Annotated in this window: 26 protein-coding genes; all 26 read left to right on the forward strand. The window is 54.0% G+C overall.

Annotated features, from left to right (window positions below; all coding sequences use genetic code 11):
- Nucleotides 1-291: a 50S ribosomal protein L23 gene (rplW, locus tag OZ410_RS07225; protein ID WP_277707277.1), complete on the forward strand. Its 291-nt coding sequence runs from the start codon at nt 1-3 to the stop codon at nt 289-291.
- A gap of 9 nt (nt 292-300) precedes the next feature.
- Nucleotides 301-1,125, forward strand: a complete 825-nt coding sequence (rplB, locus tag OZ410_RS07230; RefSeq protein WP_277707278.1) for a 50S ribosomal protein L2 — start codon at nt 301-303, stop codon at nt 1,123-1,125.
- 11 nt (nt 1,126-1,136) lie between these two features.
- Entirely contained in the window at nt 1,137-1,415 is a 279-nt protein-coding gene (rpsS, locus tag OZ410_RS07235; RefSeq protein ID WP_008613595.1) for a 30S ribosomal protein S19, read from the forward strand.
- Nucleotides 1,416-1,420: 5 nt separating this feature from the next.
- Nucleotides 1,421-1,828: a 50S ribosomal protein L22 gene (gene rplV / locus OZ410_RS07240; RefSeq protein ID WP_277707279.1), complete on the forward strand. Its 408-nt coding sequence runs from the start codon at nt 1,421-1,423 to the stop codon at nt 1,826-1,828.
- A gap of 9 nt (nt 1,829-1,837) precedes the next feature.
- The gene (rpsC, locus tag OZ410_RS07245; RefSeq protein WP_277707280.1) at nt 1,838-2,551 is read left to right on the forward strand and encodes a 30S ribosomal protein S3; all 714 of its coding nucleotides are present in this window, start codon (nt 1,838-1,840) and stop codon (nt 2,549-2,551) included.
- A gap of 20 nt (nt 2,552-2,571) precedes the next feature.
- The gene (gene rplP / locus OZ410_RS07250; RefSeq protein WP_277707281.1) at nt 2,572-2,997 is read left to right on the forward strand and encodes a 50S ribosomal protein L16; all 426 of its coding nucleotides are present in this window, start codon (nt 2,572-2,574) and stop codon (nt 2,995-2,997) included.
- Nucleotides 2,998-3,006: 9 nt separating this feature from the next.
- Entirely contained in the window at nt 3,007-3,198 is a 192-nt protein-coding gene (gene rpmC / locus OZ410_RS07255; protein ID WP_277707282.1) for a 50S ribosomal protein L29, read from the forward strand.
- 13 nt (nt 3,199-3,211) lie between these two features.
- Nucleotides 3,212-3,469: a 30S ribosomal protein S17 gene (gene rpsQ / locus OZ410_RS07260; protein WP_088341544.1), complete on the forward strand. Its 258-nt coding sequence runs from the start codon at nt 3,212-3,214 to the stop codon at nt 3,467-3,469.
- 2 nt (nt 3,470-3,471) lie between these two features.
- Entirely contained in the window at nt 3,472-3,840 is a 369-nt protein-coding gene (gene rplN, locus OZ410_RS07265) for a 50S ribosomal protein L14 (RefSeq protein WP_277707283.1), read from the forward strand.
- Between the two features lie 12 nt (nt 3,841-3,852).
- Complete coding sequence (rplX, locus tag OZ410_RS07270; protein WP_277707284.1) at nt 3,853-4,164, forward strand: 50S ribosomal protein L24; 312 nt, start codon at nt 3,853-3,855, stop codon at nt 4,162-4,164.
- A gap of 2 nt (nt 4,165-4,166) precedes the next feature.
- Complete coding sequence (rplE, locus tag OZ410_RS07275) at nt 4,167-4,718, forward strand: 50S ribosomal protein L5 (protein ID WP_277707285.1); 552 nt, start codon at nt 4,167-4,169, stop codon at nt 4,716-4,718.
- A gap of 1 nt (nt 4,719) precedes the next feature.
- On the forward strand, nt 4,720-4,989 hold the full coding sequence (rpsN, locus tag OZ410_RS07280) for a 30S ribosomal protein S14 (protein ID WP_277707286.1): 270 nt from the start codon (nt 4,720-4,722) through the stop codon (nt 4,987-4,989).
- Between the two features lie 19 nt (nt 4,990-5,008).
- Nucleotides 5,009-5,407: a 30S ribosomal protein S8 gene (gene rpsH, locus OZ410_RS07285; RefSeq protein WP_277707287.1), complete on the forward strand. Its 399-nt coding sequence runs from the start codon at nt 5,009-5,011 to the stop codon at nt 5,405-5,407.
- Nucleotides 5,408-5,428: 21 nt separating this feature from the next.
- The gene (gene rplF, locus OZ410_RS07290) at nt 5,429-5,971 is read left to right on the forward strand and encodes a 50S ribosomal protein L6 (protein WP_277707288.1); all 543 of its coding nucleotides are present in this window, start codon (nt 5,429-5,431) and stop codon (nt 5,969-5,971) included.
- 11 nt (nt 5,972-5,982) lie between these two features.
- Nucleotides 5,983-6,336, forward strand: coding sequence for a 50S ribosomal protein L18 (gene rplR, locus OZ410_RS07295; RefSeq protein ID WP_277707289.1), 354 nt, complete (start codon nt 5,983-5,985; stop codon nt 6,334-6,336).
- 8 nt (nt 6,337-6,344) lie between these two features.
- Nucleotides 6,345-6,869 carry a 30S ribosomal protein S5 gene (rpsE, locus tag OZ410_RS07300; protein WP_277707290.1) on the forward strand — a complete coding sequence of 175 codons (525 nt, stop codon included), beginning with the start codon at nt 6,345-6,347 and terminating at the stop codon, nt 6,867-6,869.
- Nucleotides 6,870-6,881: 12 nt separating this feature from the next.
- The gene (gene rpmD / locus OZ410_RS07305; protein ID WP_277707291.1) at nt 6,882-7,061 is read left to right on the forward strand and encodes a 50S ribosomal protein L30; all 180 of its coding nucleotides are present in this window, start codon (nt 6,882-6,884) and stop codon (nt 7,059-7,061) included.
- A gap of 12 nt (nt 7,062-7,073) precedes the next feature.
- The gene (gene rplO / locus OZ410_RS07310) at nt 7,074-7,526 is read left to right on the forward strand and encodes a 50S ribosomal protein L15 (protein ID WP_277707292.1); all 453 of its coding nucleotides are present in this window, start codon (nt 7,074-7,076) and stop codon (nt 7,524-7,526) included.
- A gap of 12 nt (nt 7,527-7,538) precedes the next feature.
- Complete coding sequence (gene secY, locus OZ410_RS07315; RefSeq protein WP_277707293.1) at nt 7,539-8,879, forward strand: preprotein translocase subunit SecY; 1,341 nt, start codon at nt 7,539-7,541, stop codon at nt 8,877-8,879.
- 1 nt (nt 8,880) lies between these two features.
- The gene (gene infA / locus OZ410_RS07320) at nt 8,881-9,096 is read left to right on the forward strand and encodes a translation initiation factor IF-1 (protein ID WP_277707294.1); all 216 of its coding nucleotides are present in this window, start codon (nt 8,881-8,883) and stop codon (nt 9,094-9,096) included.
- A 13-nt stretch (nt 9,097-9,109) separates the two neighbouring features.
- Nucleotides 9,110-9,226 carry a type B 50S ribosomal protein L36 gene (gene ykgO, locus OZ410_RS07325; RefSeq protein ID WP_013621733.1) on the forward strand — a complete coding sequence of 39 codons (117 nt, stop codon included), beginning with the start codon at nt 9,110-9,112 and terminating at the stop codon, nt 9,224-9,226.
- 5 nt (nt 9,227-9,231) lie between these two features.
- Nucleotides 9,232-9,606 (forward strand): 30S ribosomal protein S13, encoded by a 375-nt coding sequence (gene rpsM, locus OZ410_RS07330; protein ID WP_277707297.1) that lies wholly within the window; start codon nt 9,232-9,234, stop codon nt 9,604-9,606.
- Between the two features lie 83 nt (nt 9,607-9,689).
- The gene (gene rpsK / locus OZ410_RS07335; protein WP_277707298.1) at nt 9,690-10,097 is read left to right on the forward strand and encodes a 30S ribosomal protein S11; all 408 of its coding nucleotides are present in this window, start codon (nt 9,690-9,692) and stop codon (nt 10,095-10,097) included.
- Nucleotides 10,098-10,191: 94 nt separating this feature from the next.
- A complete protein-coding gene (gene rpsD / locus OZ410_RS07340; protein WP_277707299.1) occupies nt 10,192-10,797 on the forward strand; it encodes a 30S ribosomal protein S4 in 606 nt (201 codons plus the stop codon).
- Nucleotides 10,798-10,817: 20 nt separating this feature from the next.
- Nucleotides 10,818-11,810 (forward strand): DNA-directed RNA polymerase subunit alpha, encoded by a 993-nt coding sequence (locus OZ410_RS07345; protein WP_277707301.1) that lies wholly within the window; start codon nt 10,818-10,820, stop codon nt 11,808-11,810.
- 44 nt (nt 11,811-11,854) lie between these two features.
- Nucleotides 11,855-12,382 (forward strand): 50S ribosomal protein L17, encoded by a 528-nt coding sequence (gene rplQ, locus OZ410_RS07350; RefSeq protein ID WP_277707302.1) that lies wholly within the window; start codon nt 11,855-11,857, stop codon nt 12,380-12,382.
- Nucleotides 12,383-12,409 lie beyond the last annotated feature (27 nt).

The following is a 12,409-nucleotide window of genomic DNA, read 5'->3' on the forward strand; positions in this document are numbered from 1 at the left end:
ATGAGTGTGTTGATTAAACCGATCATTACCGAGAAAATGACTTCCGATAGTGAGTTGTACAACCGCTATGGTTTCATCGTGAACCCCACGGCCAACAAGCTCCAGATCAAGGAGGCTATCGAGGCCACTTACGGGGTGTCTGTAACCAAGGTGCGCACCATGAACTACGGTCCCTCCCGCCGGACCCGTTTTACCAAAACCGGGATCCAACACGGAAAGACCAATGCGTTCAAGAAGGCCATCGTAGATGTGCAGGAAGGTGACGTGATTGATTTTTACAGTAATCTATAAAGACACGGCATGTCAGTTAGAAAATTAAAACCCATTACTCCCGGGCAGCGTTTTAAAGTAGTAAACGGATTCGACGCGATTACTACTGATAAGCCGGAGAAGAGCCTGCTCGCTCCGTTAAAAAAGTCGGGAGGCCGTAACAGTCGAGGCAAAATGACCATGCGCTATAAAGGCGGGGGTCATAAACGGCGGTATCGTGTGATCGATTTCAAACGCGACAAACAGGATGTTGTTGCGGAAGTGAAGTCTATCCAGTACGATCCCAACCGCTCTGCGTTCATCGCCCTGGTGGAGTACACCGATGGCGAAAAGCGTTACATCATTGCCCAGAACGGGATGCAGGTAGGTCAGCAATTACAGGCTGGACCCGGATCTGCCCCCGAAATTGGCAATGCGTTGCCGTTGTCCGATATCCCGCTGGGGACGATCATCTCCTGTATTGAGCTGCGTCCCGGCCAGGGTGCGGTAATGGCCCGCAGTGCGGGGACCTTTGCCCAGCTGATGGCACGGGACGGAAAGTACGCCACCATTAAGTTGCCTTCAGGCGAGACCCGGATGATCCTGGTGAATTGCCTGGCCACTGTAGGTGCCGTATCCAACTCCGACCACCAGCTGATCGTGTCCGGTAAGGCAGGCCGCAGCCGTTGGCTGGGCCGTCGTCCGCGGACCCGTCCGGTAGCTATGAACCCTGTCGATCACCCCATGGGTGGTGGTGAGGGCCGTGCCTCCGGAGGTCACCCACGTAGTCGTAACGGCGTACCTGCCAAAGGTTTCCGGACCCGTTCCCGGACCAAGGACAGCAACCGTTATATTGTTGAACGCAGAAAGAAATAAAACAGTAAGAAATGGCACGTTCCCTTAAAAAAGGACCTTACGTTCACTATAGTCTGGAGAAGAAAGTTCAGCAGAACGTCGAATCCGGAAAGAAGACCGTTATCAAGACCTGGTCCCGCGCCTCTATGATCACCCCCGACTTTGTGGGGCAGACTATTGCGGTGCACAACGGGCGGCAGTTCGTACCGGTATATGTCACCGAAAACATGGTAGGGCACAAGTTGGGTGAATTCTCCCCGACCCGTTCTTTCCGGGGGCATGCCGGAGCTAAAAACAAAGGTAAAAAGTAAGCGCTATGGGTGTTCGGAAAAAACAGATGGCCGAGAGGATTAAAGAAGAGAAGCAGCAATTGGCTTTTGCCAAGTTGAACAACTGCCCGACCTCTCCCCGTAAGATGCGACTGGTAGCCGATTTGGTACGCGGACAGGAAGTAGAGAAGGCCCTGGCCATCCTCCGGTTCAATACCAAGGAAGCCTCCCGCCGCCTGGAAAAACTCCTGCTTTCCGCCATTGCCAACTGGCAGGCGAAGAACGAGGAGGCTGACATTGAGGAAGCCGACCTGTTCGTAAAGGAGATCCGGGTAGACGGAGGCCGCATGCTCAAGAGACTGCGCCCCGCCCCTCAGGGTCGCGCGCACCGAATCAGAAAGCGTTCCAACCATGTAACCCTGGTGTTGGGATCCAGAACTAACGCAGAAAGCTAGACAAAGAATATGGGACAAAAGACGAATCCGATAGGTAATCGACTGGGAATCATCCGCGGTTGGGAATCCAACTGGTACGGAGGCAACGATTACGGAGACAAGCTTGCCGAAGACGACAAGATCCGCAAGTATATCCATGCCCGTCTGGCCAAAGCCAGCGTATCCCGGGTGATTATCGAGCGCACGCTGAAACTCATCACCGTTACCATCACCACGGCCCGTCCCGGGATCATCATCGGGAAAGGAGGTCAGGAGGTGGATAAGCTCAAGGAAGAGCTCAAGAAAATCACCGATAAGGAGGTACAGATCAACATCTTCGAGATCAAGCGCCCCGAGCTGGACGCCAACCTGGTTGCTGCCAGTATCGCCCGCCAGATCGAAAGCCGGATCTCTTACCGCCGCGCCATCAAAATGGCTATTGCGGCTGCCATGCGGATGAACGCAGAGGGCATCAAGATCATGATCTCCGGACGTCTGAACGGAGCCGAAATGGCGCGTTCCGAGACCTATAAGGATGGTCGTATTCCCCTGTCCACCTTCCGCGCGGACATCGATTACGCCCTCCACGAGGCGCATACCACCTACGGTCGCCTGGGAGTGAAGGTGTGGATCATGAAAGGAGAGGTTTACGGCAAGCGCGAACTTTCCCCCCTTGTTGGCATGTCCAAAGGTAGCGGGAAGTCCGGTAAGCCCGACGGCCCCAAGAAAAGACGCAGAAAGTAATTTAAAGAAGCCAGAAGAAAATGTTACAGCCCAAAAGAACCAAGTTCCGGAAAGCGCAGAAAGGCCGTATGAAGGGTATTTCCCAGCGCGGTCACCAGCTCTCCAACGGAATGTTCGGCATCAAGTCACTGGATTCCGCCTTCATCACGTCACGCCAGATCGAGGCAGCGCGTATTGCGGCAACCCGTTACATGAAACGCCAGGGACAACTTTGGATCAAGATCTTCCCGGACAAACCCATCACCAAGAAGCCGCTTGAGGTGCGGATGGGTAAGGGTAAAGGTGCCCCCGAATACTGGGTGGCCGTGGTTAAACCCGGCCGCGTGATGTTCGAGCTCGGCGGTGTTCCCATGGACATTGCCCAGGAGGCCCTGCGCCTGGCCGCGCAAAAGCTGCCGGTTAAGACTAAGTTTATTGTAGCCCGGGATTACGATCCCACCAAATAAGTCAGGACCATGAAACAATCAGAGATCAGGGAAATGTCCGTAGAGGAGCTCAAGGAGAAGCTGGCGGAGCTGCAACAGCAGTACGGCACGCTGAAGATGGCACATGCCGTTACGCCCCTCGAAAACCCGCTGCAACTGCGCAGCGCCCGGAAGACCGTGGCCCGTCTGGCTACCGAATTAACAAAAAGGGAAAACCAATAATTGGTGTTGCTTTATGGAAAATAGAAATTTAAGAAAAGAGCGTATCGGCGTTGTGACCAGCAACAAGATGGAGAAATCCATCGTGGTTTCCGAGGTGAAGCGGGTGAAGCACCCGATGTACGGTAAGTTCGTACTCCGCACCAAGAAATATGTGGCTCACGACGAAACCAACGATTGCAACATCGGGGATACCGTGCGGATCATGGAGACCCGTCCTTTGAGCAAGACCAAGTGTTGGAGATTGGTAGAAATCCTTGAAAGAGCCAAATAATTATGTTACAGCAAGAATCCAGACTCAAAGTAGCCGACAACACCGGGGCTAAGGAAGTACTTACCATCCGGGTGTTGGGAGGAACCAAAAGAAGGTATGCCTCTCTCGGGGATAAGATTGTAGTAACCGTAAAGGAGGCAACCCCGAACGGTACCGTCAAAAAGGGTGCGGTTTCCACCGCTGTTGTGGTTCGTACCACCAAGGAAGTTCGCCGCCCCGACGGATCCTATATCCGTTTTGACGACAACGCCTGCGTTTTGCTGAACCCGGCCGGAGAAATGCGCGGAACCCGTGTGTTTGGCCCGGTAGCGCGGGAACTGCGCGAAAAACAATTTATGAAAATCGTTTCCTTGGCTCCCGAGGTACTATAAAGAAGCAAGAAGATGAAAACCAGAATCAAAACCGGAGATACGGTACGCGTCATTGCCGGCGACCATAAAGGGAGCGAAGGCAAGGTGGTTCAAGTGCTTCGCGACAAGAACAAGGCAATCGTGGAAGGGGTGAATACCGTTTCCAAGCACGAGAAGCCCAGTGCCCGGAACCCCCAGGGGGGCATTGTGGAGAAGGAAGCTCCGATCCACATTTCCAACCTGTCGCTGATCGACCCCAAAAGCGGGGATGCTACCCGGGTAGGGTACGAGGTGCGCGACGGCAAGAAAGTGCGGTTTTCCAAAAAATCCAATGAAGTAATTTAGTTATGGCCTACGTACCAAGATTAAAGAAAGAGTACAAGGAGCGCGTGATGAAGGCGCTTCAGGACGAGTTCGGGTACAAGAACGTCATGGAGGTGCCCAAGCTCCAGAAGATCGTTCTGAGCCGCGGGGTCGGGGCGGCGGTTGCCGACAAGAAACTGATCGACCACGCCGTGGACGAACTTACCCAGATCGCCGGGCAAAAGGCCGTGGCTACCATCTCCAAGAAGGACGTTTCCACCTTCAAACTGCGTAAGGGAATGCCCATCGGGGCCAAGGTTACCCTGCGCGGGGAGCGCATGTACGAATTCCTGGATCGCCTGGTGACCACCGCGTTGCCTCGTGTACGGGATTTCCAGGGCATCCGCGCTACCGGGTTTGACGGCCGTGGGAATTACAACCTCGGGGTAACCGAGCAGATCATCTTCCCGGAGATCAATATTGACCGTATCAACCGGATCAACGGTATGGATATCACCTTTGTGACCTCTGCGCAAACCGACAAGGAAGCCAAGTCACTGTTAACCGAATTGGGGTTACCCTTTAAAAAGAACTAGTATGGCTAAAGAATCGATGAAAGCCCGCGAGCGGAAAAGGGCTAAACTGGTAGCGAAATACGCAGCGAAACGCAAGGCACTGTTGGAAGCAGGGGACTATGAGGCCCTGCAGAAACTGCCGCGCAACGCTTCGCCCGTGCGCATGCACAACCGTTGCAAGTTGACCGGCCGCCCCAAAGGTTACATGCGTACCTTCGGGATTTCCCGGGTCATGTTCCGCGAGATGGCCAACCAGGGATTGATCCCCGGCGTTAAAAAAGCGAGTTGGTAACCTCTAATACAGGAAAAAGATGTTTACAGATCCGATTTCAGATTATTTGACCCGAATCCGCAACGCCTCCAAGGCAGGGCACCGGGTTGTAGAGATCCCCGCTTCCAATGTGAAGAAGGAGATCACCAAGATCCTGTTCGACCAGGGGTACATCCTCAGCTACAAGTTCGAGGAGACGTCCAACCAGGGCTCCATTAAAATCGCCCTGAAATACGATCCGGCCACCAAAGAGCCCGTAATCCGGAAAATCCAGCGGATTTCCAAACCGGGACTGCGGAAGTACACCGGGGTAGATACCCTTCCCCGCGTACTGAACGGCCTTGGGATTGCCATTGTCTCAACCTCCCACGGGGTGATGACCAGCAAGCAGGCCAAAAAGGAAAACGTAGGCGGCGAGGTGCTTTGCTACGTGTATTAATCGATATTAAAGAAAAGAAGCATGTCTAGAATTGGTAATAATCCGATTGCAATTCCCGAAGGTACCACGGTAGAAGTGGCCGACGGAATGGTAACGGTAAAGGGTAAACTGGGTGAGCTGAGCCAGGAATTCTCCGAAGTGGAGATCCAGGTGGCAGACGGCGAAGTTCAGGTAACGCGCCCCACGGATTCCAAGGAGCACAAGGCTAAGCACGGGTTGTACCGCGCACTGATCGCCAACATGATCGAAGGCGTATCCAAGGGATGGACCAAGGAACTGGAACTGGTTGGGGTAGGTTACCGCGCCAGCAACCAGGGGCAGAAACTGGACCTTGCACTCGGGTTCTCCCACAATATCGTATTGGACCTGGCCCCCGAAGTAAAAGTAGAGACCACCTCCGAAAAAGGTAAAAACCCCACCATTAAGCTCACGTCCCACGACAAGCAGCTGGTAGGGCAGGTAGCTGCCAAGATCCGCTCGTTCCGCAAGCCCGAACCGTACAAAGGCAAGGGTATCAAGTTCAAGGGCGAGCAATTGAGAAGAAAAGCAGGTAAATCAGCATAATCCTAAGAATCATGGGACTAACAAAGTCTGAGCGAAGAAACAGAATCAGAAGGCGTATCCGCAAGGTTTCCTTTGGAACCCCGCAACGCCCCCGCCTTTCGGTCTTCAGAAGCAACAAGGAGATCTATGCGCAGGTGATCGACGACACCACCGGGAAAACCCTGGCGGCCGCGTCCTCCCGCGATAAAGACCTCCAGGTAAAAGGCACCAAGAGCGAGGTGGCTGCCGCAGTAGGCAAGCAACTGGCCGAGCGGGCCATGAAGGCCGGCGTGGAAGCCGTGTCTTTCGACCGTGGAGGGTACCTCTATCACGGACGTGTGAAATCTTTGGCAGACGGTGCCAGAGAAGGCGGATTAAAATTTTAATAGAAGTTATGTACGGGAAATACAAGAATGTGGAATTCGTAAAACCGGGAGGCCTTGAACTGAAGGACCGCCTGGTAGGTGTACAACGGGTGACCAAGGTAACCAAGGGTGGCCGTGCCTTCGGATTCTCTGCCATTGTTGTGGTAGGGGACGAAAACGGTGTGGTAGGCCATGGCCTCGGAAAGTCCAAGGAAGTGGCTACCGCCATTGCCAAAGCCGTGGAAGACGCCAAGAAGAACCTGATCCGGATCCCTTTGAACAAGGGTACGCTCCCGCACGAGCAAAAGGGTAAATACGGAGGCGCTCGGGTATACCTGCAGCCCGCTTCCCACGGTACCGGGGTGATTGCCGGTGGTGCCGTACGCGCGGTACTGGAAGCCGTAGGGGTACAGGACGTACTGTCCAAGTCCCAGGGCTCTTCCAACCCGCACAACGTGGTGAAGGCCACCTTTGACGCCCTGCTGCAATTGCGCGACGCCAACACCGTGGCCCGTCAGCGCGGCATTTCCCTGGAAAAAGTATTCAACGGATAAGCAAGCAGAACGATGGCAAAAATCAAAATACGTCAGGTAAAGAGCAGCATCAAGCGTCCTCAGAACCAGAAACGCACGCTGGAAGCCCTCGGGCTGCGCGGGATCGGTCAGGAAGTGGAACACGACACCACTCCCAACATCCTGGGTATGATCGAAAAAGTAAAACACCTGGTTTCTACTACAGAAGCCTAATAAAGAAGGAAGATGGATTTAGGGAATTTAAAACCTGCAAAAGGTTCGGTACATAAGGCTGGCAAAACCGTTGGCCGTGGTCAGGGTTCTGGCAAAGGTGGCACTGCTACCCGCGGGCACAAAGGGGCCAAATCCCGTTCCGGTTATTCCAAGAAGATCGGTTTTGAAGGCGGGCAGATGCCGCTTCAGCGCCGGGTACCGAAGTTCGGTTTCACCAACATCAACCGCAAGGAGTACCGGGGGATCAACCTGGACACCCTGCAGCAGTTGGCGGATAACGGAACCATTGCCAAGGAGGTGACCGTGGAACAACTGGTTAGCCTGCGCCTGGCACACAAGAACGACCTGGTAAAGATCCTTGGACGGGGCGAATTGAAAGCCCCCCTGAAGATCACTGCACATAAATTTACGGCTACTGCCAAAGCCGCCATTGAGGCTGCAGGAGGTGAAGCCATAAGTTTATAAGCGTACCCCGATATGAAGAAGTTTTTTGAGATCATAACAAACATCTGGAAGATAGAGGAGCTGCGCAGCCGCATCCTGATGACCCTTGGGTTGCTGCTGGTATACCGTTTTGGGGCGCAGATTGTGCTGCCGGGTATCGACACCACCCAGCTGGCCGAACTTTCTTCCAATACCGAACAGGGTATCCTGGGGATCCTCAACGCCTTTACCGGAGGGGCCTTTGCCAACGCCTCCGTATTTGCGCTGGGGATTATGCCGTATATCTCCGCCTCCATTGTGGTACAGCTCATGGGGATTGCCATCCCGTACCTCCAGAAGCTGGACAAAGAAGGGGAGAGCGGCCGTAAGACCAAAAACCAGATTACCCGCTGGCTCACCATCCTGATCTGTATTGTGCAGGCCCCGGCCTACCTTTACAGCCTGGGTGCGCTTGGGGTGCCGGACAGCGCCTTTTTGCTGGGCAAGGGGTTGAACTTTATCGTTCCCTCCGTGATTATCCTGGTAACCGGGTGTGTCTTTGCCATGTGGCTGGGCGAAAAGATTACCGATAAGGGAATCGGCAACGGGATTTCCCTGCTGATTATGATCGGGATTATCGCCACCCTGCCCCAGGCCTTTATCCAGGAAGCGGCTTCCCGCCTGAACGGGAACGGAGGGCCTATGCTGATCCTGGTGGAAGTGATCCTCTGGTTTGTTGTGATCCTGGCCAGTGTACTGCTGGTAATGGCTACCCGTAAGGTGCCTGTACAGTACGCGCGCCGCACCGCCTCCGGCGGATATGAAAAGAATATAATGGGCTCCCGTCAGTTCCTGCCCCTGAAGCTTAACGCCTCCGGGGTAATGCCCATCATTTTTGCCCAGGCCATTATGTTTGCGCCAGGGCTGTTGGGAAGCACCTTTAACGAGACGGCCGTAGGCCAGTGGATGGAAGTCCAGTTCTCCGATATCTTCGGGCTGGCATACAACCTGCTGTTTGCCCTGCTGATTATCGTCTTTACGTATTTCTATACGGCCATCACCGTTCCCACCAACAAAATGGCGGACGACCTGAAACGCAGCGGTGGCTTTATCCCTGGCATCCGCCCGGGTAAGGAAACTGCTGATTTCCTGGACAAGGTGATGTCCCTGATTACCCTGCCGGGTTCCATCTTCCTGGCTGTGTTGGCTGTTTTCCCGGCCATTGTAGTGAAGCTGATGGACATCCAGGCCAACTGGGCGTTGTTTTACGGCGGCACCTCCCTGCTCATTATGGTAGGGGTAGCCATCGATACGGTACAACAGGTGAATTCGTACCTGTTGAACCGCCATTACGACGGCCTGATGAAAACCGGTAAAAACAGAAAAGTAGCATAATATGGCTAAGCAAGCTCCTATAACCCAAGACGGTTCCATTATAGAAGCGCTTTCCAACGCCATGTTCCGCGTGGAGTTGGAGAACGGTCACGTGGTAACCGCGCACATTTCCGGTAAAATGCGCATGCACTATATCAAATTGCTTCCGGGCGACCGGGTAAAGCTGGAGATGAGCCCATACGACCTGAGCAAGGCCAGAATAACGTACAGATACTAAGAAACAGGATATCATGAAAGTCAGAGCTTCCATAAAGAAAAGAAGTGCGGAATGCAAGATCGTCCGTCGCAAGGGGCGCTTGTATGTCATCAACAAGAAGAATCCGAGATTTAAACAAAGACAAGGCTAATAACTATGGCTAGAATCGCTGGGGTAGACATCCCCAAACAGAAACGAGGCGTAATTGCCCTGACCTACATCTACGGAGTAGGGAAGAGCAGAGCCCAGGAGATCCTGGAGAAGGCCCAGGTGGATGAAGACATCAAGGTTTCCGATTGGACCGACGACCAGATCGGCCGCATCCGGGATGCCGTTTCTTCTTTCACCATTGAAGGGGAGCTGCGTTCCGAGACCCAACTGAACATCAAGCGACTGATGGACATCGGGTGTTACCGCGGGATCCGGCACCGTGCCGGGCTGCCCCTGCGCGGACAACGGACCAAGAACAACTCCCGTACCCGTAAAGGAAAGCGTAAAACCGTAGCCAACAAGAAAAAGGCCACGAAATAATAAGTAGGTCCGGGATGGGGGCCTCCGGGGAAATCCGGTGGGCATCCAACCCTGCCTCACTGCTAATATCTTTATAGACGATTATGGCAAAAACAGGTTCAAAAGGAAAAGCGGCCAAGACCACCAAGAAACGGAAAGTGGTGATCGAGTCCACCGGGGAAGCGCACATCAGCGCCTCCTTCAACAACATCATCATCTCCCTGACCAACAAGAAAGGGGATGTGATCTCCTGGTCTTCGGCAGGAAAGATGGGCTTCCGCGGCTCCAAGAAAAACACACCTTACGCCGCCCAGGTGGCCGCCGAGGAATGCTCTAAAGTAGCCCACGAAGCCGGCCTGCGCAAGGTTAAGGTTTACGTTAAGGGACCGGGTAACGGCCGCGAGTCGGCCATCCGCACCATCCACAATGCCGGGATCGAGGTTACCGAGATCATCGATGTGACCCCGCTGCCGCACAACGGATGCCGCCCGCCCAAACGCAGAAGAGTTTAATCGACCCGAACAGATTTTTCACCCGGGGGTGCTGCCGTTACGGTTATCGAAGGATATGCCTTAATTCATAACCGCACCTCCTAATTCATAGAAAATGGCTAGATACACAGGACCAAAAACCAAAATCGCCCGTAAATTCGGCGAACCCATCTTCGGGGACGACAAGTCCTTTGAGAAGAAAAACTACCCTCCCGGGATGCACGGTAACAACCGTCGCCGCGGGAAGAAATCCGAATACGCCATCCAGCTGCAGGAAAAGCAGAAAGCCAAGTATACCTATGGCATCCTGGAGCGTCAGTTCCGCAACCTTTTTGCCCAGGCCAACCGCAGCAAGGGTGTTACCGGTGAGGTATTGCTCCAGCTTTGCGAGTCCCGCCTGGACAACGTTGTTTACCGCATGGGCATTGCCCCCTCGCGCCGTGCGGCCCGCCAGTTGGTTTCCCACCGCCACATTACCGTTAACGGAGACGTGGTGAACATCCCTTCCTATTCCCTGAAAGCCGGGGACGTGGTTGGAGTACGGGAAAAGTCCAAATCCCTCCAGGCCATCGAGGATTCCCTTTCCGCCCACAGCAATGTGTACGAGTGGATCACCTGGAACTCCGAGAAAAAGGAGGGCGCCTTCGTAGCTGTTCCTGAGCGGATGCAAATCCCTGAGAATATCAAGGAGCAGTTAATTGTGGAGCTTTACTCTAAATAACAACATCACAGATCCGAATTATGGCATTACTAAATTTTCAGAAGCCCGACAAAGTTATCATGATAGACTCCACCGACTTCGAGGGGAAGTTCGAATTCCGTCCCCTGGAGCCCGGTTATGGTCTTACCGTTGGGAACGCCCTTCGCCGGGTGTTGCTCGCTTCCTTGGAGGGTTTTGCGATCACTTCGGTGCGCATCGATAAGGTAGAGCACGAATTCTCCGTGATCGAAGGTGTTGTTGAAGACGTTACCGAAATCATCCTGAATCTGAAACAGGTTCGGTTTAAGCGTCAGATTGACGATGTTAACGAAGAAACCGTCTCCATCTCCGTAAGCGGGAAGCAGCAGCTGACCGCCGGGGACTTCCAGAAGTTCATCTCCGGCTTCCAGGTACTGAACCCGGACCTGGTGATCTGCAACATGGATCCCAAGGTGAGCATCAATATGGAGATCATCATTGAGAAAGGCCGTGGCTATGTGCCCGCCGAGGAGAACAAAAAGGCCAATGCCCCCCTGGGGACCATTGCCGTGGACAGTATCTTTACCCCCATCCGCAATGTGAAGTACAGCATTGAGAACTATCGGGTAGAGCAGAAGACCGACTACGAGAAGCTGGTTTTCGAAATCGCCACGGACGGTTCTATCCGCCCCAAGGACGCCCTTACTGAGGCGGCCAAGGTGCTGATCCACCACTTCATGCTTTTCTCCGACGAGCGCATTACCCTGGAGGCAGACGAGATCGCCCAGACCGAAACCTACGACGAGGAGTCCCTGCACATGCGCCAGCTGCTTAAAACCAAGCTGGTGGATATGGACCTCTCCGTACGGGCCCTGAACTGCCTGAAGGCTGCAGAGGTGGATACCCTGGGAGACCTGGTGTCCTTCAACAAAAACGACCTGATGAAATTCCGCAACTTCGGAAAGAAATCCCTGACCGAACTCGAAGAGTTGGTTATCAACAAGGGGCTGAGCTTCGGAATGGACCTGTCAAAGTATAAACTGGATAAGGATTAAGCCGGGGCTGCCAGCAGGTACCACCCCGACAAACGTAGTGAACCATGAGACACGGAAAGAAGATCAATAATCTGGGACGCAAAACCGCACACCGCCGCTCCATGATGGCGAACATGGCCTGCTCCCTGATTGAACATAAACGCATCAATACCACGGTTGCCAAAGCCAAGGCGCTGAAGCTGTTCGTAGAGCCGCTGATCACCCGGGCCAAGGCCGAGAACAACCAAAGTGTTGAGAAGGGCACCCACAACCGCCGCATCGCGTTCAGCAGCCTACGCAACAAGGCTGCCGTTACCGAGTTGTTCGGCGCGGTAGCGGAGAAAGTGGGAGACCGCCCGGGGGGATACACCCGCATCATCAAGCTGGGGAACCGGCTTGGGGATAACGCTGAAATGGCCATGATCGAGCTGGTCGATTTCAACGAAGTGTACAACGCCGGTAAGCCCAAGAAGAAATCTACCCGCCGGAGCCGCCGCTCCAAAGGGAAAGGGGCCGAGGAAGCCGCCGCTGCCGCCCCGGCAGCCGAGGAAACCGTAACCCAGGAAACCAAAGCGGATGACGCCGAAGCGTAAACCACAGGTTTTTAAAAGTTGTAAACA

Origin of the sequence: Robiginitalea aestuariiviva (assembly GCF_029537735.1) — a bacterium.
GTDB lineage: Bacteria > Bacteroidota > Bacteroidia > Flavobacteriales > Flavobacteriaceae > Robiginitalea > Robiginitalea aestuariiviva.